Here is a 19274-nt window from a genome sequence, read left to right on the forward strand (position 1 = left end):
GGTATCCGGTCTGGTCAGTTGGCGGCGCGGGCCCTGATGTCGTCCTCGACCACGGGGCCGCGCAGGGCATCCGCCCTTGCCCGCAGGGCCGCCGCGCGTGCCTCGGCCCGTTCCTCGACCTGTTCGGGCGCTGCGGCCACGGGTTCGGCATGGGCGGGCAGGTCGGGTTCGGCCAGGATCTGGTCGGTCGGCAGAAGCCGGGGGAAATCCCCCCCTTCGGAACAGGCGGCCAGCAGCAGAAGCAGGGCGGGTGCGTATCTCATGGGCGGCACGTTACGCGCGGGTGCGGCGCAGGGCAACGGCTTCCAATCCGCGCCCAAGCGGCGATAGGATGGGGCATGGCACGCACCCAGGGATCCCGCGCGGAAATCACCGGACCGCTTCTTCGCGAAACCGCACGCAGGTTGTTCGCGCGGCAGGGCTATGCGGCAGTGTCGATGCGCCAGATCGCGGCTGCGGTCGGGGTGCAGGCAGGCGCGCTCTATGCCTATACGCCCGACAAGCAGGCGCTGCTGTTCGACCTGCTGGAAAGCCACATGCAGGATCTGCTGGCGGCGTGGCAGGACGATCCGGTCCAGCCCGCGCTGCAGCGGCTGGAACGCTTCGTGCGCTTCCATATCGGCTTCAGCATCGACCATCCCGACGCGGTGTTCCTGTCCTACATGGAGCTGCGCAACCTCTCGCCCGAGAACTTCGCCCGCATCGCGGAACTGCGTGGCCGCTACGAGGCCGCGCTGCAGGCGATCCTGCATGACGGCCAGGCCGCGGGCAGCATGCGGTTCCAGGACCTGCGGCTGGCCACGCTGGCGCTGATCGCGATGCTGACCGGGGTCACGAACTGGTACCGCGAAGGCGGGCGTCTTGATCGCGACCGGATCGGCGACATCTATTGGGGGCTTGCGCAAGGTGCCGTCGGCGCGCAATAGCCGCAGCTTCCCAGACCCATTCCTGCCCGCTTGCCGCAAGCCGGGCGATCACGGATAATCGCGCCCATGTCCCTTCCGCCCGGTTTCCTCGACGAGATTCGCAACCGCGTCCCGATCAGTCGCGTGATCGGCAAGAAGGTGACGTGGGATCTGCGCAAGTCGAACCAGGGCAAGGGCGACTGGTGGGCGCCATGCCCGTTCCATCAGGAAAAATCGGCCAGCTTCCACTGCGACGACCAGAAGGGCTTCTATTATTGCTTCGGTTGCCAGGCCAAGGGCGACGCCTTCACCTTCCTGCGCGAACATGACGGGATGGAGTTCATGGAGGCGGTCAAGCTGCTGGCCGCCGATGCCGGTCTGTCGATGCCCGAACCCGACCCCCGCGCCCGCGAACGCACCGACAGGAAGGCATCCCTGTTCGAGGTGACCGAGGCCGCCTGCCGCTGGTTCCGCCTGCAGCTGCAGACCGGGGCTGCGGCGGATGCCCGCGATTACCTGGACCGGCGCGGGCTGGACGCCCCCGCAATCGAGAAGTTCGAGATCGGCTTCGCCCCCGACAACCGCACCGCCCTGACCCGCGCGCTGATGGACAAGGGCATCGACGAGGCCCGCATCATCGAGGCCGGGATCGCCGCCCGTCCCGACGGGGGCGGCGCGCCCTATGACCGGTTCCGGGGACGCATCGTGTTCCCGATCCGCGACGGGCAGGGCCGCTGCATCGGCTTCGGCGGGCGGGCGATGGACCCGAACGCGCGGGCGAAATACCTCAACAGCCCGGAAACGCCGCTCTTCGACAAGGGGCGCAACCTCTACAATCTCGGCCCGGCGCGGGCGGCGGTCTCGAAGGGGCAGCGCCTCATCGTGGCCGAGGGCTACATGGACGTGATCGCCCTGTCGCGGGCAGGGTTCGAGGGCGCGGTCGCCCCCCTGGGCACCGCCATCACCGAGGAACAGCTGCGCCTGATGTGGCGCGTCGCCCCCGAGCCCGTGATCGCGCTTGACGGCGATGCCGCGGGTCAGCGGGCGGCACAGCGCCTGATCGATCTTGCGCTGCCGCTGACGGGGCCGGGGCAGGCGCTGCGCTTCGTGATGCTGCCCGCCGGTCAGGATCCGGACGACCTGATCAAATCCGCCGGCCCCGGCGCGATGTCGGCCCTGCTGGACCAGGCCCGCCCGCTGGTCGACCTGCTCTGGAGCCGCGAGACCCAAGGCCAGGTCTTCGACAGCCCCGAACGCCGCGCGGCCCTGGAACGCCGCCTGTCCGAGGCCACGGGCCGCATCCCCGACGAATTGACGCGGCGCCATTACGACGAGGAACTGCGCCGCAAGCGGTGGGACCTGTTCGGCGGCAACCGTCGCCAGTCCGGTAATCGCGACGGCTGGCGGCAGGGCGGGGCAGGGCGCAGCCCGGCCCGGCGCGGAGGGGCCTCGATGGCCCCGCGCGTGCCGATCCTGCCCGCCAGCTTCGCGGTCCCCGAACGCGGCGAGGATGTCCTGGAAGGTGCGGCCCTGCTGATCTGCGCGCTGCGCCCCGCGCTGGTCGCGCAGGCGGAACCGCGTCTCGAACGCCTGCTGCCCCGCGATGCGGACCGCGCGGCGCTGCTGCACGACCTGCTGACGGGGGGCGATGGCGCACCGGGTCGCGCGGCCCTTGAAAGCCTGCGCCGGGACGCCCATCTGGGCCTGACCCCGACCGTGATCGAACAGCAGGAGGATGAGGCCGCCGCCGCCATCTTGGCGAATTTGCTGGACCGCCTTGAGGCCTTGCGCGCCACCAGCCACGAACTCGCCCGCGCCGAGGCCGAGATCAAGGGCGAGGTGGACGAGGGTCTGACCTGGCGCATCAGCCAGATCGCCCGCGCAAGGCACCGCGCCGAACGCCCCGACATGGAAACGACCAGCGACCTCAACGAGGATCGCGACGCCCTTTCAAACGAACTGCAACGCTTCCTCAGTACCGAGATCTGGCGCAAGCCGCCCCGCCGCTGAGCATCGCGAATCGCAGTTCCGAATCACCGCTGCGGCCGCTCTTTGATTCGGCCGCGGATCGCGCTAGAAACGATACGATTTTGCGACGATTCGGCATCGGCTGCGAATCGCTTGCCAAGACCGCGCCGAGAAGGAGCCCTGGATGGCCGCCAAGGACGACGATCACGACAAGACCGACAAGGACGACAACGCCCATTCGCTCGACATGAGCCAGGCGGCGGTCAAGAAGATGATCACCGAAGCGCGCGAGCGCGGGTACATCACCTATGACCAGCTGAACCAGGTCCTGCCGCCCGAACAGGTCAGCAGCGAGCAGATCGAGGACGTGATGTCGATGCTGTCCGAGATGGGCATCAACGTCATCGAGGAAGAGGAAGGCGCCGAGGAGAGCGAGGGCGGTGCCGTCGTCGCCGCAGGCTCCGGCTCTCGCGAGGTCGCCGTCGCCGCCACCGAGACCGAGAAGCTCGACCGCACCGACGATCCCGTCCGCATGTACCTGCGCGAGATGGGCAGCGTCGAGCTGCTCTCGCGCGAGGGCGAGATCGCCATCGCCAAGCGGATCGAGGCCGGTCGCAACACGATGATCGCGGGCCTGTGCGAAAGCCCGCTGACCTTCAAGGCCATCACCCTGTGGCGCGACGAGCTTCTGGACGAAGAGATCCTGCTGCGCGACGTGATCGACCTGGAAACGACCTTCGGCCAGTCGATGGAAGGCGATGACGGCGACGACGAGGAAGAGCTGGCCCCCCAGGCCGAGCAGCCCGCCGCCGCCCAGTCGGCCCAGCAGCAGACCGCCAAGCGCGAGGAATACGACGCCGACGGCAACCCGCTGCGCAACGACGACGAGGAAGAGGACGAGGAAGGCGCGAACCTGTCGCTGGCCGCGATGGAGGCCAGCCTGAAGCCGCGCGTCCTCGAGACGCTGGAACATATCGCGCTGTTCTACGAACGCCTGTCCGACATGCAGGACCAGCGGATGTCCGCGACCCTGAACGAGGATGACAGCTTCTCGGCCAGCGCCGAGAGCGACTATCAGAAGCTGCGTTCGGAAATCGTCGTCCTGGTCAACTCGCTCCACCTGAACAACAGCCGGATCGAGGCGCTGGTCGACCAGCTCTATGGCATCAACCGCCGTATCGTGACGATCGATTCGGGCATGGTGAAGCTGGCCGACGCGGCCCGCATCAACCGCCGCGAATTCATCGACGCCTATCGCGGGTCCGAGCTGGACCCGACCTGGATGGACCGCATGGGCGCCCAGGCCGGTCGCGGCTGGAAGGCGCTGTTCGAACGCTCCAGCGAGCAGGTCGAGAAGCTGCGCAACGACATGGCCGAGGTCGGCCAGTATGTCGGCGTCGATATCGAGGAATTCCGCCGCATCGTCAGCCAGGTGCAGCGCGGCGAGAAGGAGGCCCGCCAGGCCAAGAAGGAGATGGTCGAGGCCAACCTGCGCCTCGTGATCTCGATCGCCAAGAAGTACACGAACCGCGGTCTGCAGTTCCTGGACCTGATCCAGGAAGGCAATATCGGCCTGATGAAGGCCGTGGACAAGTTCGAGTATCGTCGCGGCTACAAGTTCTCGACCTATGCGACCTGGTGGATCCGCCAGGCGATCACGCGGTCGATCGCGGACCAGGCGCGGACCATCCGCATCCCGGTCCACATGATCGAGACGATCAACAAGCTGGTGCGCACCGGTCGCCAGATGCTCCACGAGATCGGCCGCGAGCCGACGCCCGAGGAGCTGGCCGAGAAGCTGCAGATGCCGCTGGAGAAGGTTCGCAAGGTGATGAAGATCGCCAAGGAACCGATCAGCCTCGAAACCCCGATCGGCGACGAGGAAGACAGCCAGCTGGGCGATTTCATCGAGGACAAGAACGCCGTCCTGCCGCTGGACAGCGCCATCCAGGAGAACCTCAAGGAAACGACCACGCGCGTCCTGGCCAGCCTGACCCCGCGCGAGGAACGCGTCCTGCGCATGCGCTTCGGCATCGGCATGAACACCGACCACACCCTGGAAGAGGTCGGCCAGCAGTTCAGCGTCACCCGCGAACGGATCCGCCAAATCGAAGCCAAGGCCCTGCGCAAGCTGAAGCATCCCTCCAGAAGCAGAAAGCTGCGGTCCTTCCTTGACCAGTGACGGCGGGCATACGGAAGGGCTTGGTTTCATCCTCTATCGCAGTGCGGCGGCGCCGGGCCTCGGGTCCGAGGATCTGAAGCGGATCCTTGCCGTCGCCCGACAGCGCAACGAGGAGCACGGCCTGACCGGCTGCCTGCACCACGAGGACGGGATGTTCTTCCAATGGCTGGAGGGGCCGACGGCCCCCCTGGCCGAGGTGGTCGCGATGATCCGGGCCGACCGGCGCCACGAGGCGCTGGCCGTCCTGGACCAGGGCCCCATCGCGCAGCGGCGGTTCCACGACTGGCGCATGCGCTTTTCCGACCGCGACAGCGGATCGCTGATGGACTGGATCGCCAGGATGGGCGGTTCGACCTTCGACCGCGGCGCATATGCCGGCGGCGTCACCTCGTTCCTGCAGTCCCTGTCCGCCTGAGCGGGCCTTGCGCGGGCAGCACGAAATGTGAACACTCGGCCCCGACACGATAGGGGCAAGACATGTCGCAGACGGGCCTTCTGGCCGATCCAATGAATATCCACATCCTGCTTGGCTGCATCGCGGCGCTGTTCGCGATCCTGTGGCTGCGCGCGCGGCAGGCCGCCGCGTCGGCGGTGGCGCAGGCGCGGATGGACGCGCAGGCCGTGCGGCATGACGCCCAGATGCAGATCTCGTCCCGCGAGGGGCGCGTGGCCTCGTTGACCGAACGCCTGGGCGATCTGGCCGAGGAACGCGACAACCTGACCGACGCGCTGCACCGCGCCAACCGGGAACTGGCCGACCAGCGCACCCAGCTGGCCGAGGTTCGGCTGACGGCCAGCAAGGACCGCGAGGCCGCCGAGCGCGAGATCGCCACCCTGCGCGAGCTGCGCGAGGAGATGACCGGACAGTTCCGGCTGCTGTCCACCGAGACCCTTCGCGTCCAGCGCGCGGATCTGCAGCGCAGCCAGAACGAACAGCTGAACGCGCTGCTGACGCCCTTCCGCGAACAGGTGGGCCGCTTCCAGACCGAGCTTCAGGCCCGCAACAAGGTTCTGGACCAGGAATCCGCGCGGCTGCACGAGCAGATCCTGTCGCTGCACCGCCGCTCCGAGGAGATCAGCCGAGAGGCGGTGAACCTGACCCGCGCGCTCAAGGGCGACAAGCAGCGGCAGGGCGCCTGGGGCGAGATGGTGCTGGAGCGGATCCTGGAGGAATCGGGCCTGCAGGCGGGCACGCATTTCGACATGCAGTCCAGCTGGCGCGACGAGGACAACAAGCTGTGGCGCCCCGATGTCGTCGTGAAGATGCCGCGCGGCAAGGTGATGGTCATCGACAGCAAGGTGTCGCTGAACGACTACGAGACCTCGGTCGCGACCGAGGACCCCGCCGAGGCGCAGGCCGCGCTGCGCCGCCATGTGCAGGCCGTGCGCAACCACGTCAACACGCTGGCCGAGAAGGGCTATCACCGGATGGACGACGGCTCGGTCGATTATGTGCTGATGTTTATTCCCATCGAGGGCGCGTTCTCGGAGGCGCTGCGGGCCGATCCGCAGCTGGCGACCTATGCGATGGAGCGGCGCGTGGGGCTGACCACGCCCACCACGCTGATGCTGACCCTGCGCACGATCGAGCATATCTGGGCCGTCGAGCGGCGAGAGAGCAACGCGATGGAGATCGCGCGGCGCGCCGGTCAGCTCTATGACAAGGTCGCGGGCTTCGTCGATGCGATGGAGGGCGTGGGCCGCGCGCTGGACCAGGCCAACAAGGCGCATGGTCAGGCGATGGACCGGCTGACGCGCGGCTCGGGCAACGTCATCCGCCAGGTCGAGATGCTGCGCGGACTGGGCGCCCGCGCCAGCAAGCAGATCTCGCTGGATCACGACCGCGAGGACCCCGCATTGCACCCCCCCGAGGAGGACGCATGATCACGCAATTCGACGTCGAGACGAACGGCCCCGCCTGCCACGAGATGACCCGCGACGTGGCCGCATGGCTGCGCGGGCAGGGCGACGGGCTGCTGGTTCTGATGATCCGCCACACCTCGGCCTCCCTGCTGATACAGGAGAATGCAGATCCCGAGGTTCAGACCGACCTGATCGGCTGGTTCGACCGGCTGGTGCCGCCATCGACCGACCCCTCGATGCGGTGGTTGACGCATACATATGAAGGGCCGGACGACATGCCGGCCCATATCAAGTCCGCAATGCTGCCGACCAGCCTGCAGATCCCGGTGCAGGATGGCCGGATGATGCTGGGCCGCTGGCAGGGGATCTATGTGGTCGAACACCGGACCCGCCCGCATCGCAGGCAGGTCGCGGCGCTGTTTCAGCCGTTGTCCTGAGGCATCAGGAACACCTCTCGGATCGCAGCGCGTTCGGGGGCCTCGATCATGTGGATGACGGCGTTCGCAACGTCCTCGGGTTGCAGCTTGTCCGGCGCGCCGTCGTCGAAGAAGGCGGTATCCACCATGCCCGGCGCCACGACCGAGCAGCGCCCGCCCCATTCGCGCATCTCGTCGGCCAGGTTCCCGGCATAGCCGTGCACGAACCACTTGGTCGCGCCATAGATCGAGCCCGGAATGTGCCTGCGCCCCGCCGCCGATCCGGTCAGGACCAGCGTGCCCCTGGTCTTGCGCAGCTCGGGCAGGACCGCCCGCGCGGTCAGGATCACGCCCATCACGTTCAGGTCGATCATGCCGCGGATGTCGTCCAGATCGCCCGCCTCGGTGCCCGGCTTGGACAGGCCGCGGCCCGCATTCGCGAATGCGGCGTCGATCCCGCCGAAGCGGTCCGCCGTGGCCGCGACGGCCTTCTGCAGGTCGTCGATATCGGTCGCGTCGCCGGTCTGCACCAGCGCCTTGTCACCCAGTTCCTGCGCCAGCTCGTTCAGCTTGTCGGCCGAGCGCGCGAACAGCGCGACGTTCCAGCCGGCGGCGACGGCTGCGCGGGCCGTCTGCGCGCCGATCCCCGAGGATGCGCCGGTGATGAAGAGGGTCTTGGACATGATGCCTCCGCTTGCCATGAATCTCGTCGGTTCGGATTTGCAGGCGTCGAACGCGTCCGCCGCGACGGGGGTTCCGACAAGGCGATCGCGTGGGGGCGCATCTTGTGGGGCGCTGATAAACCCTACCCAATCCCTGCGGTTATCCCTATAGTGGCTGCGGATCAGGGGACGAAAGGGACAACCCAATGCGATGCCCGTTTTGCGGAAATGTGGACACGCAGGTCAAGGACTCGCGTCCGGCCGAAGACAATGTCGCCATTCGTCGCCGCCGCTTCTGCCCCGCCTGCGGGGGGCGCTTCACCACCTATGAACGCGTGCAGCTGCGCGATCTGGTCGTCGTGAAATCCACCGGCCGCCGCGAGGATTTCGACCGCGACAAGATGGCCCGCTCGATCCGGATCGCCATGCAGAAGCGTCCCGTCGAACCCGAGCGGATCGAGCAGATGATCAGCGGCATCGTCCGCAGGCTGGAAAGCACGGGCGAGACCGACATCCCCTCGAAGATGATCGGCGAGATCGTGATGGAATCCCTGTCGCGCATCGACAACGTCGCCTATGTCCGCTTCGCCAGCGTCTACAAGAACTTCCAGGACGCGGACGATTTCGACAAGTTCGTGTCGGAACTGCGCCCCGGCGCCGCGACGGATTGACCTTGGCACGGCCGGATGATCTGCGCCACATGGCCCATGCCATGCGGCTGGCGCGTCGGGGCTTGGGCAATGTCTGGCCGAACCCGGCGGTGGGCTGCGTCATCGTGGCCGATGGCCGGATCGTCGGGCGCGGATGGACGCAGCCGACGGGGCGGCCCCATGCCGAACGCATGGCCCTGGACCAGGCCGGTCCGTTGGCCCGTGGGGCGACCGCCTATGTCACGCTGGAACCCTGCGCCCATCACGGTCGCACGCCGCCCTGCGCGAACGGGCTGGTCGATGCGGGGATCGCGCGCGTTGTCAGCGCGCTGACCGATCCCGATACGCGCGTCGCCGGTCGCGGGCACCGCATCCTGCGCGATGCCGGGGTCGAGGTTACCGAGGGCGTCATGGCGGCCGAGGCCGCCGAACTGCAGGCGGGCTTCCTGATGCGGCTGACGCAGGGACGCCCCTTCGTCACGTTGAAATTGGCCAGCAGCCTGGACGGTCGCATCGCGATGGCCAGCGGCGAAAGTAAGTGGATCACCGGCCCGCGGGCCCGCGCGCATGTCCATGCGCTGCGCGCTCAGCACGACGCGATCATGGTCGGCGGGGCCACGGCGCGGGCCGATCTGCCGCAGCTGAACGTGCGGGGCATCGCCGTGCCGCAGCAGCCCGTGCGCATCGTCGTGTCGGGGCAGGCGCTGCCGCCGCTGCCGGTGCAGGACGACATGCACGGCCCCCTGTGGCGGGTCGAGGGCCGCCCCGATGACATCCTGCGCGACCTGGCGCAGCGCGGCCTGACGCGCATCTTCTGCGAGGGGGGCGGGCGTCTTGCGGCGAAGCTGCTGTCGGCGGGGCTGGTGGACCAGATCGTCGGCTATACCGCCGGGCTTGCGCTCGGGGCCGAGGCGCGGGCCTTCATGGGGCCGACCGGCTGGACCGCCCTGGCCGAGGCTCCGCGCTTCGACCTGGTGGAAACGCGCCGCATCGGGCCGGACCTGTTCCACCGCTGGCGCCGAGCCTAGCGCCGCCAGATCCAGGCCTGCCCCGCAAGCGCGCCCTGCGCCTTGGCCAGCAGCCGCAGGGCAGGGGGCTGCCCCGTCAGCCCGTCGCGCAGGCGTTCCAGCGCGACCTCGACCGGGCAGGGCAGCCCGCTGACCGGATCGCGATACCGCGGATAGGCGATCAGGCAGGCATGGACCAGCGCCGCAAGATCGGGCCGCGCCTGCCTGCGTCTGGGCACCGGACCCAGATCGCGCGTCAGCCCCCAGCCCGCATAGAAGGGCGCGCCCAGGGTCGTCACCGACCGCCCGCGCAGAAGCGCCTCGAACCCGAGGGTCGAGGTGATGGTCCAGACCTCGTCCACGGCCTCGATCAGGGCTGCGGGATCGGCGCGACGGGCGACGTGATCGGCCAGCCGCGCCATGTCGGCGGCATCGATCAGGCCGGGGCGCAGGCCCGCCTCGACATCGGGATGGGGCTTGTAGACGATCCAGGCATCGGGGTTCTCGGCCCGCGCGCGTTCCAGCGCGGCAAGGTTCGTGCGTTCCGCCCCCGCGCCCTTCAGGATCGAGGCGTCGTCCTGGACCTGCCCCGGCACGAGGATGCGCCGTCTGCCGTCGCGGGGCGGCAGGTCGCCCGCACCACCGAGGTTGTACTTCGTCAGCCGACTCTCGATCAGCGCCGCGATCAGGCGTTCCGCCCTGTCGCGCCCGCCGGGGGGCGGCCCCTTGGCGATCAGCGATTCCAGCCGCGACGGCGCGGTCGGATCGAAATAGATCCCCATGTCGTCGGCCACCACCGACAGGGGCGGGGTCAGGTCCGCGCCCAACCCGCGAGAGCGCATGAACCCGTCCTCGACCCGGATCGCCTGCGGAACGTCGCGGGCCTTCGACGCCCATGCCAGCGTGACCTGCGGCGACGGGGACGGGGCATGGCGCAGGGGGCGAACCTCGCCGAATTCGCGTGCGAGGAAGCGGCGCTTCCACAGGCGCATGCCGTGGGCGACATGGCCGTTGCGGTCCTGGCGAAAGACGCGGGCCTCGGCCTCGACCTGGTTCAGTGCGCCGTCGAAATCGGTCAGGCGGTCGCGGCACGGGTCGTACCAGACTGGCCCCTGCAGATGGCTGGCGGCGAACAGTGCCTGCGGGGTCGCGGTGCCGCGGCGGGGCAGCGGAACCTCGTCCGTGCTGAGGCCCCAGCCCGCATAGAAGGGTCGCCCGAACAGGCGCGGGCGGTGCCCTGCCAGCAGCGCCTCGTATCCCAGCTGAGAGCTGACGGCATAGACCGCATCCGCCCCTTCGACCAGCCGCCAGGGTGAGACCGGCCCGTCGCAGATCGTGTCGCCCGGGCGCAGGTCGTCCGGCACCAGATGCCCCGCCCGCAGCCCGGCGGCGGTTTCGGGGTGGGTGCGGATCACGATGCGGCGGCCGGGATTCTCGTCCCGCGCGGCGGTCAGCATCCGCAGAAAGGTCGCGCGGTCTGCGCCCCGCAGGGACGCATCCCCGCGCGTCTGGTCGATCACGAGGACATAGCCCGCGGGCGGGGGGGCAAGGTCCGGGTCGTGGTGGTTGTATTTCGACAGATCGGCAGCACGCAGCCGCGCCAGCGCAAGGGGTGCCCGATCCAGCGCCACGGGGTCGGGTGCTGCGATCAGGCGTTCCAGAAGCGAGGGGGCGGAGGGGTCGAAATGCAGGCCGTGCGGGTCGATCAGCAGCCCGATGGGACCGCGCGCCGCGATGCGCCCCTTCGCGCGTCCCGGTAAGACCGAGCGCAGGAATGCATCCTCGACCGTGACGACGGGGGCGCCGGTGCGGGCGGCGATGGCGCGTCCGCGCCAGGCGGTCGGGCTGGCGCCCCAGATGCCGATCGCGTCGCCCGCGCGCGGAATGCCGACCGTGGGCGCATATCCCGCCAGCGTCATGATCCGCGCCAGTCGCGGATTGCGCAGGAAGCCCAGGTTGAAAACGCGAAGCCGCCGAGGGGTCCCGGCGGCTTCCTGTGTCTTCTCGCTCATTCGCGGGGGATCATTCGCCGATGCTGGACAGGCTGTCGGCGGTCGCCGCGCTGCCCGTGATCGCGCTGAGCGTCTTCTGCCACTGCACATAGGGTGCCTCGGTGACATAGACCGTGTCGCCGTCGCGGATCAGGAAGTCGCGCGCCAGGAACAGGCCGTTGGGGCGCGTCAGGTCCAGGACATAGGCGAAGCGCTGCGTGCCCACGACCGGCTTGCCCAGAACGCGGCTTGCGACGGATTCGGGTTCGTCGCGCAGCACGAAGACGCCCGTCGGGTCGGCAAGGCTGCTGTTGAGACCGCCGACCATCGCGATGGCCTCGACCGCGTTGATGGTCTCGTTGCCCAGGGGCACGCGGGTCTGTCCGCCAAGCGCGCCGAGCGCGGTGAAGTTGCGCTGGTCCTCCTCGACGACGATGAGGTCGCCGGGGCGCAGCGCGATGTCGTTCGACGGGCTGGCATAGAGGTCGGTCAGCCAGACGCGCCCGCTGTCGCCGCCGCGCTTTACGGTGACGACCGCGATCTCGGGCTGGATGGCGACGCCGCCCGCCTTGGCCAGCATGGCCGAAAGCGTGCGGGTCGGGCGTTCGATCGGATAGACGCCCTGCGCGCTGACCTGGCCCACGACCGAGACGGTCGCGCCGTCGCCCGCGATGCGCTGGACGGTCACCTGCGGATCGGGCGTCTGCGCGGACAGGCGCTGCGTGATGTTCTGGCGCAGCTGGTCGGGCGTGCTGCCCGCCGCGCGCACGCGGCCCGCATAGGGCACGAAGATGTAGCCCGAGCTGTCCACCTGGATCTCGGTCAGGGTGCTGGAGCTGGACCCGAGCGAGGTCAGCAGCCCGTCATCCACGTTTTCCCAGATCGAGAGGCCCAGGACGTCGCCCGGACGGATCTCGTCCGCGCCGACCTGGCCTGCCGAACGGAAGCTGGCCGAGAAGCCGTAGGACGGCACGAAGTTCGACGCGCGGGTCACGTGGTCGTTCACGTAGATGACCTGCGTGTTGCCGCCACGTTCGACCGCGCCGTTGAAGATCTCGTTCTTGTTCGGCCCCGAACGCGGCAATGCGCATGCCGCAAGCAGGGTCATCGACGCCAGCATCAGGATCCTGATGGGGCCGGTCCGAAGGATTGCTGTCACCTCGTCGTCTCCTCGTTATCGAGTTCCGGGCTTGGCGCCGGATATTGGGGCCACCATATCGCCCCGGTTACATGTGGGCCACAGCTTTCGACAGCTATGACTTGCCTTGATCGACTTGCTGCCGAGGAATGGTCGTCCCGGCGGCAAGTGCCTCGTAGGGGTCGCCGGCGGCCAGCATCAGGTCCGCCACCTGCCGCAGCGCATGCGCCCGCGACCGGCCGGCATAGAAGCCGCCGGGGATCTGGCTGGTCTGCAGCAGATAGTCGCGGAAGGTGCGGTAGGCCTGCGGGTCGGGTGCGTCCGGCGCCGCAAGGAAATCGGCCAGCGGCTGGTCGGACACGAGGCCCGGCTTGTCATAGACCGCCCGCCCGAGCGCCTTGACCGGCACGCCGCGCCACATGGCCTGCTGCGCCCCGGTCGAGTTCACGGTGACCACCGCGCGCGCATGGGCCATGATGTCGGCCAGCTTGCCGCCCCGGATGTAGTGCACGCGCCCGGTCAGGCCGTGGCGTTCGCAGGCGGCGCGGATGGCGCGGCGGTTGCCCGCGCGGCCGTCCTCCAGCGGGTGTGCCTTGAAGACCAGGTGGTGATGGCGCGGTGCCGATTTCGCGAAGGCGTCGATCACCATGTCCACGAATTCCGCGTTCCGCTTGAAATCCGAGTGCCCGAGGAAGCTGGCATCGTGTTCCAGCTGCATCAGCACCAGGCTGTAGGGCCAGCCCGACAGGCGCAGCTTGCGCCATTGCAGCGTCCGCGTCGTGGCATAGACGGGCGCCATGACCAGCCTGCGCAGGTTCAGGCGGAACTCGTCGAAGACCGAGATCGAGCGATGACCGCGATAGGCACGATAGCGCGCGTTCCGCAGCAGGATCAGGAAATGGTAGAACGCGCCATAGAACTTGTGCTGGCGCATGTCGCCCCAATGGGCGGGCGGGCGACGCACCTCGGAGATCTGCTCTCTCAGGACGGCGCGCATCTGCGCCAGCGGGATCTGCATCAGCACCGAATTGCCGTTCGAGCCGCCGCGCTCGTAGGTGATCCAGTAGGGGCGGAGATAGCCTTCCTCGAAGACATGCACGGTGATGCCGCGTTCGGCGGCCATGCGGCGGGCCTCGGCATGGATCTGCCGCACGTCGCCATAGAGCACGAGATCGGTCACGCCCTTGTCGATCAGGATCGCGTCCAGATGGGCGGGCCAGTCCTCGACCGGGCCTTCGTGGCGCAGGAAGCGCGCGCGGTCGGACCAGAAGAACTCGTCCCCCGCATTGAAGCCGCAGCGCCAGACGGTCGATCCGGCCGCGCGCAGCAGGCGGGCAAGGCGGTCGAAGAACGGCCCGTGCGGTCCCTGCAGCATCAGGAAGACGCGTTCTTCGGGGGGGCGTGTCGGGGGCTGGACCCCATGATCGTCGGCTGGGTGCTGCAACATGGTCACTTCTGAACGCGCGTCATCTGGCACAGGCATGCCATGCCAAGGGCGTTCTATCCAGACAAATGCCCCAAGCTTTCGCGGGGCGTGACCCGACGGCATCGGTCGGCCCCGTCGCAAGCGGTGCTTGAACGGACAGGGTGGATCGCCTAGTTCGGTTGCAAAGGCGAAGGGGGTGCTTTCAGATGTTCACCGGCATCATCACGGATATCGGCAAGGTCGCGCAGGTCGAGATGCGCGGCGACATGCGCGCGCGCATCGCCTGCAGCTATGACATGGGCGGCGTCGACCTTGGCGCGTCCATCGCCTGCGACGGCGTCTGCCTGACGGTCATCGCCAAGGGCGGGGACTGGTTCGATGTCGACATCTCGGCCGAGACGCTGTCCAAGACGAATATCGGCACGAATGGCTGGCCCGTCGGCAAGCGCCTGAACCTGGAACGCGCGCTGCGCGTCGGCGACGAGCTGGGCGGCCATATCGTCAGCGGCCACGTGGACGGCGTCGCCACCATCGTCGAGGCCCGCAACGAGGGCGACAGCCTGCGCCTGACCTTCGAGGCCCCCGCCGACCTGGCGCGCTTCATCGCGCCCAAGGGCTCGGTCACGCTGAACGGCACCTCGCTGACCGTCAACGAGGTGTCGGGCAACCGCTTCGGCATCAACCTGATCCCGCACACGCAGGAAGTCACCACCTGGGGCGAGGCCGCCACCGGCGATGCCGTCAACCTCGAGATCGACACGCTTGCGCGCTATGTCGCGCGCCTTGCGGAAGCAGGCGCGGCCTGACCGTCGCCGCCCCGATCCAACGGCCGGGCCAATTCGAAGGAACGAAGACATGAAGTTTGAAGAACCCGGCCCGGTCGAACGCGACCTTGCTGCTGCCATCGCCCCCATCGAGGAGATCATCGAGGAGGCCCGCAACGGCCGGATGTTCATCCTTGTCGATCACGAGGACCGCGAGAACGAGGGCGACCTGGTGATCCCCGCGCAGATGGCCACGCCGAACGCGATCAACTTCATGGCGACGCATGGGCGCGGCCTGATCTGCCTGTCGCTGACGCCGTCGCGGATCGAGGCCCTGGGCCTGGGCCTGATGAGCCCCAAGAACTCCAGCCGCCACGAGACCGCCTTCACCATGTCCATCGAGGCGCGCGAGGGCGTGACGACCGGCATCAGCGCCCATGACCGCGCGCGCACCATCGCGGTGGCGATCGATCCCGACAAGGGGCCTGCCGACATCGCCACGCCCGGCCACGTCTTCCCCCTGCGCGCGCGCGAGGGTGGCGTGCTGGTCCGTGCGGGCCATACCGAGGCCGCGGTCGACATCTCGCGCCTGGCGGGGCTGAACCCTTCGGGCGTGATCTGCGAGATCATGAACGAGGATGGCAGCATGGCCCGCCTGCCGGACCTGGTCGATTTCGCGCGCCGCCACGACCTCAAGATCGGCACGATCAGTGATCTCATCCGCTATCGCCGCCGGCATGACAACCTGATCGCCGAACGCGCGCAGCGCTCGGTCCATTCGGTGCATGGCGGCGACTGGATGATGCGCGTCTTCGCCGACGAGACGCAGGGCTCGGAACATATCGTGCTGACCAAGGGCGACCTGACCGCGCCCGGTCCGGTGCTGGTGCGCATGCACGCGCTGGACCCGCTGCACGACGTGCTGGGCGTTGGGCGCGAAGAGGCCGGCAGCCTGCCTGCCGCCATGAACGAGATCGCGGACGAGGGGCGCGGCGTCGTGGTCCTGATCCGCGATCTGTCCAAGGCCATCGCCACCCCCGACGAGGTCGGCGCCCACACGCTGCGTCAATACGGGCTGGGGGCGCAGATCCTGTCCGCGCTGGGCCTGTCCGAGCTTGTGCTGCTGACGAATTCCGCGCCCGTGAAGGTCGTGGGGCTTGACGCCTACGGCCTTTCCATCCATTCCACGCGGCCTATCCCCAAGGACTGACCATGGCCTCGAACACATCACATCACGAACTGCCTCTGCCGCAATTCGACACCGCGCTGCGTCTGCTGGCGGTGATCGCGCCCTATTACAAGGACATTGCGGATGACATGCTGACCGGCGCGCGGGCGACCGCCGAGGCCGCGGGCGCGACGCTGGACGTGATCGAGGTGCCCGGCGCGCTGGAGATCCCGACCGCCGTGGCGCTGGCCGCCGAGAGCGGTCGCTATGACGGTTTCGTGGCCATCGGCTGCGTCATCCGGGGCGAGACCACGCATTACGATACCGTCTGCAACGACAGCTCTCGCGGGTTGACGCTGCTGGGGCTGCAGGGGATCTGCCTCGGCAACGGTATCCTGACGGTCGAGAATTACGAGCAGGCCGCGCGCCGCGCCGATCCGACCGACATGAACAAGGGCGGCGGTGCCGCGGCGGCCGCGCTGCACCTGATCGCGCTGAAGCGTCGCTTCCGTCCGGGCGGTGCGCCGAAACCCGGCCATCCCGACGTGATCCGCCTGGCGGGCGAACTGGAAGGGCAGGGCAAGGCATGAGCACCGAAGGCAAGCGTCCCGATCGCCGCGCGCTGAGCAGCGCCGCACGTCTCTATGCCGTGCAGGCCCTGTTCCAGATGGAGGCCGCCGGCCAGACCGCCGACCGCGTCCAGCGCGAGTTCAGCAGCTATCGCATCGATTTCGACGACCGCGACGGCCACACCGCCGAGGCCGACGAGAACCTGTTCCGCCGCATCACCGACGATGCGGTCACCTGGCAGTCGAAGATCGACCAGGCGACCGACCGTGCGCTGGTCGCCAAATGGCCGATCGACCGGATCGACCCGGTGCTGCGCGCGCTGTTCCGCGCCGCAGGCTCCGAGATGATCGCCGACCGCGCGCCGGGCAAGGTCGTCATCAGCGAATATGTCCGCCTGGCCTCGGCCTTCTTCCCCGAGGGCAAGGAGGCCAGCTTCGTGAACGCGGTGCTGGATCACATGACGCGCAATCTCAATCCCGACTCGCTCGGGTAAGGGCGCGACAGGTTGGAATTGCACAAGGCCCGGTCACGACGACCGGGCCTTTTTGCATGCGCAGGCCGTGTGATTTTACGGCGTCCGGAACCGGTTCCGTTGCAATTGCGCCACAAAATGCAAACCCAACGGACGTTTTCGTGATGCCTGTTTCGCGGGCACTCACCCCAATGTTTCAGGCGGATCGCGTCATGGTTGACGTAAGGGCAGGGTGCTTGCCCGTGGATTTGCAGCACATGCAGGGGGTTCGGGAATGCAAGGATTGGTTGCATCACCATTTGTTACATCTGGATTCCGGCATCTATCCGCCGAAGCCTTGCGGGATCACCCCCGCTCACGATTCCGAGATCATTCAACGAATTGCGGCGACCTATGAACCGTCCGGCCTCGCCATTACTTGATCTGCCAGCAGAGATGCTCTGGCCCGCAAGGGGACCAGGACAACGATACTCAGCTCGTGAGGACATACGAATGAAAAAAGTTACGCTGCTGACCGGCACCGCCGCAATCCTGACCGCGCTGTCGGTTCCTGCCTTCGCGCAGTCCGAGATCTCGACCGGCGCCGATGCCGTCGGCGTCACCGCAGTCGACGACCGCATCACCGACATCGAAGACGATGTGTCCGACAACTTCGAGCGCGACCTCGACGCCGACCGCTTCGGTCCGGCCTCGCGCCGCCAGGGCCTGTTCGGCACCATGTCGCTGAGCTATGCCGGCCGCACAGGCAACACCGAGAACCAGGATCTCGCGATCGCCGGCCGCATCAACTACAACGAAGGCCAGTTCGCCCAGAGCGTCGGCCTGTCGATCGAGTTCGGCGAAGACGACAACGGCGACAAGGACCAGGAAGAAGTCAACGCGATCTATGACGCGCAGTACTACTTCAACGACCAGTTCTACGCCTTCGCACTGGGCCGCATCAGCTCGGACGGGCTGGTCGACGGTGAAGCCAACAGCGCTTCGGACAGCCCGGACGATGTTGCCGACGAGCTGAGCGACCTGCGTCGCGACGCCTTCCTCGGCTTCGGTCCGGGTTACCGCATCATCAACACCGAGCAGACGACCTGGCGCGTGCAGGGCGGTATCGGCGTGCGCTACACGCAGACCGGCCAGCAGTACCTGGACGACGACTCGGATACCGAGATGGGCTACATCGCGTCGTCGCGCGTCTATCACCGCGTGAACGACAACGTCTTCATCACGAACGACACCGACTATCTGGGTTCGGACGATGCGGATGACGTCATCAGCAACGAGTTCGGCGTGAACTTCAAGGTTTCGGACCAGCTGGCGACCCGCATCAGCTACACCACCGAATACCAGGAGAACCGCGAGATCCGCACCGACAACTCGCTCGGCGTGGCAGTGGTCTACGGCTTCTGATCCATCCCTCTGGATCGATGTCTCTTGGAAGGGCGGTCTTCGGACCGCCCTTTTCCTTTGCGCGGGTGCGCGAAGGACATGTCGCATGATGGGGAGGGGTGGCGGGAACCGCAGCAACCGTGTCGGCGACAGATTCCCCGAAAGCCTGAACAATCAGGTGGGTGCCAGATAACGTGACCAGGGCCACGACAGAGCCAGCCCCCTCGGAAATCTTATAGGCCAGTGGAAAAAAGGCCGAACACGAGAAGAGCAGAAACCCGCCACGGCCAGAGCTAGGGCCGATCACCGCGCTTTTCAAGCGGCAAGCCGGATTCGCGGGTTTTGCGGGGCGATTCTGGGTTTTCGTGTGGTGTTTCGGGGTCGTGTGCGGTGGGGTTTCCGGAGATCGTCGGAAACGATGTGAGCGTTTTCAGTGGTTTGCGCGGAATCCGGTGTCGATTTTCGTGAATCTTGGATTTTCTGCTTGCGGGTTCTGATCGGTGTGTCTAAACACCGCTTCACCGAAGGGCGGGACACGCCGGACGGTGCGACGGACCGGCCCTGAGGGGTTGGGAAGTCGGGAAAATTCTGGGATTGATGACCGGGCGGGGCGCTGAGTTGGATTGGCGCACCATCTGCGATTTTGGTTCCTCTGCTGTTTGACATTGATGGATATCTGAAGGGATATGCGGGCGGTTCGATGGTCGTT

At 67.7% G+C, this 19274-nt stretch carries 19 protein-coding genes; 14 read left to right on the forward strand and 5 right to left on the reverse strand.

Annotation, left to right across the window (positions count from 1 at the left end):
* Positions 1-14: 14 nt before the first annotated feature.
* Positions 15-263 (reverse strand): hypothetical protein, encoded by a 249-nt coding sequence (locus F804_RS16535; RefSeq protein ID WP_022708274.1) that lies wholly within the window; start codon positions 261-263, stop codon positions 15-17.
* A 75-nt stretch (positions 264-338) separates the two neighbouring features.
* Here F804_RS16535 and F804_RS0113480 point away from each other — a divergent pair, with 75 nt between their 5' ends.
* The 6 genes from F804_RS0113480 to F804_RS0113505 all read left to right on the forward strand — a co-directional run bounded on the left by F804_RS0113480 (position 339) and on the right by F804_RS0113505 (position 7355).
* Complete coding sequence (locus tag F804_RS0113480; RefSeq protein ID WP_022708275.1) at positions 339-926, forward strand: TetR/AcrR family transcriptional regulator; 588 nt, start codon at positions 339-341, stop codon at positions 924-926.
* A gap of 66 nt (positions 927-992) precedes the next feature.
* Entirely contained in the window at positions 993-2915 is a 1923-nt protein-coding gene (dnaG, locus tag F804_RS0113485) for a DNA primase (protein ID WP_022708276.1), read from the forward strand.
* 142 nt (positions 2916-3057) lie between these two features.
* The gene (gene rpoD, locus F804_RS0113490; protein WP_022708277.1) at positions 3058-5055 is read left to right on the forward strand and encodes an RNA polymerase sigma factor RpoD; all 1998 of its coding nucleotides are present in this window, start codon (positions 3058-3060) and stop codon (positions 5053-5055) included.
* Positions 5045-5470: a BLUF domain-containing protein gene (locus tag F804_RS16540; protein ID WP_022708278.1), complete on the forward strand. Its 426-nt coding sequence runs from the start codon at positions 5045-5047 to the stop codon at positions 5468-5470. The genes rpoD and F804_RS16540 overlap by 11 nt, the downstream gene beginning before the upstream one ends.
* A gap of 92 nt (positions 5471-5562) precedes the next feature.
* On the forward strand, positions 5563-6939 hold the full coding sequence (locus tag F804_RS16545; protein WP_245540364.1) for a DNA recombination protein RmuC: 1377 nt from the start codon (positions 5563-5565) through the stop codon (positions 6937-6939).
* Positions 6936-7355, forward strand: a complete 420-nt coding sequence (locus tag F804_RS0113505) for a secondary thiamine-phosphate synthase enzyme YjbQ (RefSeq protein WP_022708280.1) — start codon at positions 6936-6938, stop codon at positions 7353-7355. Before F804_RS16545 ends, F804_RS0113505 begins: the two co-directional genes overlap by 4 nt.
* Here the strand turns inward: F804_RS0113505 and F804_RS0113510 are convergent.
* Positions 7340-8017, reverse strand: coding sequence for an SDR family oxidoreductase (locus F804_RS0113510; protein ID WP_028725987.1), 678 nt, complete (start codon positions 8015-8017; stop codon positions 7340-7342). The two genes, F804_RS0113505 and F804_RS0113510, sit on opposite strands and share 16 nt — an antisense overlap.
* 185 nt (positions 8018-8202) lie before the next feature.
* Here F804_RS0113510 and nrdR point away from each other — a divergent pair, with 185 nt between their 5' ends.
* Both nrdR and ribD read left to right on the forward strand, forming a co-directional pair.
* On the forward strand, positions 8203-8667 hold the full coding sequence (gene nrdR, locus F804_RS0113515) for a transcriptional regulator NrdR (RefSeq protein ID WP_022708282.1): 465 nt from the start codon (positions 8203-8205) through the stop codon (positions 8665-8667).
* 29 nt (positions 8668-8696) lie between these two features.
* Positions 8697-9674 carry a bifunctional diaminohydroxyphosphoribosylaminopyrimidine deaminase/5-amino-6-(5-phosphoribosylamino)uracil reductase RibD gene (gene ribD, locus F804_RS0113520; protein WP_022708283.1) on the forward strand — a complete coding sequence of 326 codons (978 nt, stop codon included), beginning with the start codon at positions 8697-8699 and terminating at the stop codon, positions 9672-9674.
* Here ribD and F804_RS0113525 read toward each other — a convergent pair.
* From F804_RS0113525 to F804_RS16550, 3 genes are all read right to left on the reverse strand, one after another.
* Entirely contained in the window at positions 9671-11665 is a 1995-nt protein-coding gene (locus F804_RS0113525; protein WP_022708284.1) for a capsular polysaccharide biosynthesis protein, read from the reverse strand. The genes ribD and F804_RS0113525 overlap by 4 nt on opposite strands.
* Positions 11666-11675: 10 nt before the next feature.
* Positions 11676-12764 (reverse strand): polysaccharide biosynthesis/export family protein, encoded by a 1089-nt coding sequence (locus F804_RS0113530; RefSeq protein ID WP_022708285.1) that lies wholly within the window; start codon positions 12762-12764, stop codon positions 11676-11678.
* Positions 12765-12897: 133 nt separating this feature from the next.
* A complete protein-coding gene (locus tag F804_RS16550; protein WP_342662173.1) occupies positions 12898-14157 on the reverse strand; it encodes a capsule biosynthesis protein in 1260 nt (419 codons plus the stop codon).
* 257 nt (positions 14158-14414) lie between these two features.
* Here F804_RS16550 and F804_RS0113540 point away from each other — a divergent pair, with 257 nt between their 5' ends.
* From F804_RS0113540 to F804_RS0113565, 6 genes are all read left to right on the forward strand, one after another.
* Positions 14415-15014: a riboflavin synthase gene (locus tag F804_RS0113540; protein ID WP_022708287.1), complete on the forward strand. Its 600-nt coding sequence runs from the start codon at positions 14415-14417 to the stop codon at positions 15012-15014.
* Between the two features lie 49 nt (positions 15015-15063).
* The gene (ribB, locus tag F804_RS0113545; RefSeq protein ID WP_022708288.1) at positions 15064-16182 is read left to right on the forward strand and encodes a 3,4-dihydroxy-2-butanone-4-phosphate synthase; all 1119 of its coding nucleotides are present in this window, start codon (positions 15064-15066) and stop codon (positions 16180-16182) included.
* A gap of 2 nt (positions 16183-16184) precedes the next feature.
* Positions 16185-16730: a 6,7-dimethyl-8-ribityllumazine synthase gene (locus F804_RS0113550; protein WP_022708289.1), complete on the forward strand. Its 546-nt coding sequence runs from the start codon at positions 16185-16187 to the stop codon at positions 16728-16730.
* Positions 16727-17203, forward strand: coding sequence for a transcription antitermination factor NusB (nusB, locus tag F804_RS0113555; protein ID WP_022708290.1), 477 nt, complete (start codon positions 16727-16729; stop codon positions 17201-17203). The genes F804_RS0113550 and nusB overlap by 4 nt, the downstream gene beginning before the upstream one ends.
* Positions 17204-17346: 143 nt before the next feature.
* On the forward strand, positions 17347-17604 hold the full coding sequence (locus F804_RS17575) for a hypothetical protein (RefSeq protein WP_156845250.1): 258 nt from the start codon (positions 17347-17349) through the stop codon (positions 17602-17604).
* A 70-nt stretch (positions 17605-17674) separates the two neighbouring features.
* Positions 17675-18586 carry a DUF481 domain-containing protein gene (locus tag F804_RS0113565; RefSeq protein WP_022708291.1) on the forward strand — a complete coding sequence of 304 codons (912 nt, stop codon included), beginning with the start codon at positions 17675-17677 and terminating at the stop codon, positions 18584-18586.
* The last annotated feature ends 688 nt before the right edge of the window (positions 18587-19274 follow it).

The organism is Paracoccus zeaxanthinifaciens ATCC 21588 (genome assembly GCF_000420145.1).
In the GTDB taxonomy this organism is placed as follows: Bacteria; Pseudomonadota; Alphaproteobacteria; order Rhodobacterales; family Rhodobacteraceae; genus Paracoccus; species Paracoccus zeaxanthinifaciens.

Bases quoted from the DNA above. Each gene is read 5' to 3' on its own strand.
- F804_RS16535 (WP_022708274.1), bottom strand. From the start codon at position 263: ATGAGATACGCACCCGCCCTGCTTCTGCTGCTGGCCGCCTGTTCCGAA.
- F804_RS0113480 (WP_022708275.1), top strand. From the start codon at position 339: ATGGCACGCACCCAGGGATCCCGCGCGGAAATCACCGGACCGCTTCTT.
- dnaG (WP_022708276.1), top strand. From the start codon at position 993: ATGTCCCTTCCGCCCGGTTTCCTCGACGAGATTCGCAACCGCGTCCCG.
- rpoD (WP_022708277.1), top strand. From the start codon at position 3,058: ATGGCCGCCAAGGACGACGATCACGACAAGACCGACAAGGACGACAAC.
- F804_RS16545 (WP_245540364.1), top strand. From the start codon at position 5,563: ATGAATATCCACATCCTGCTTGGCTGCATCGCGGCGCTGTTCGCGATC.
- F804_RS0113505 (WP_022708280.1), top strand. From the start codon at position 6,936: ATGATCACGCAATTCGACGTCGAGACGAACGGCCCCGCCTGCCACGAG.
- F804_RS0113510 (WP_028725987.1), bottom strand. From the start codon at position 8,017: ATGTCCAAGACCCTCTTCATCACCGGCGCATCCTCGGGGATCGGCGCG.
- nrdR (WP_022708282.1), top strand. From the start codon at position 8,203: ATGCGATGCCCGTTTTGCGGAAATGTGGACACGCAGGTCAAGGACTCG.
- ribD (WP_022708283.1), top strand. From the start codon at position 8,697: ATGGCCCATGCCATGCGGCTGGCGCGTCGGGGCTTGGGCAATGTCTGG.
- F804_RS0113525 (WP_022708284.1), bottom strand. From the start codon at position 11,665: ATGAGCGAGAAGACACAGGAAGCCGCCGGGACCCCTCGGCGGCTTCGC.
- F804_RS0113530 (WP_022708285.1), bottom strand. From the start codon at position 12,764: ATGCTGGCGTCGATGACCCTGCTTGCGGCATGCGCATTGCCGCGTTCG.
- F804_RS16550 (WP_342662173.1), bottom strand. From the start codon at position 14,157: ATGCTGCAGGGACCGCACGGGCCGTTCTTCGACCGCCTTGCCCGCCTG.
- F804_RS0113540 (WP_022708287.1), top strand. From the start codon at position 14,415: ATGTTCACCGGCATCATCACGGATATCGGCAAGGTCGCGCAGGTCGAG.
- ribB (WP_022708288.1), top strand. From the start codon at position 15,064: ATGAAGTTTGAAGAACCCGGCCCGGTCGAACGCGACCTTGCTGCTGCC.
- F804_RS0113550 (WP_022708289.1), top strand. From the start codon at position 16,185: ATGGCCTCGAACACATCACATCACGAACTGCCTCTGCCGCAATTCGAC.
- nusB (WP_022708290.1), top strand. From the start codon at position 16,727: ATGAGCACCGAAGGCAAGCGTCCCGATCGCCGCGCGCTGAGCAGCGCC.
- F804_RS17575 (WP_156845250.1), top strand. From the start codon at position 17,347: ATGCCTGTTTCGCGGGCACTCACCCCAATGTTTCAGGCGGATCGCGTC.
- F804_RS0113565 (WP_022708291.1), top strand. From the start codon at position 17,675: ATGAAAAAAGTTACGCTGCTGACCGGCACCGCCGCAATCCTGACCGCG.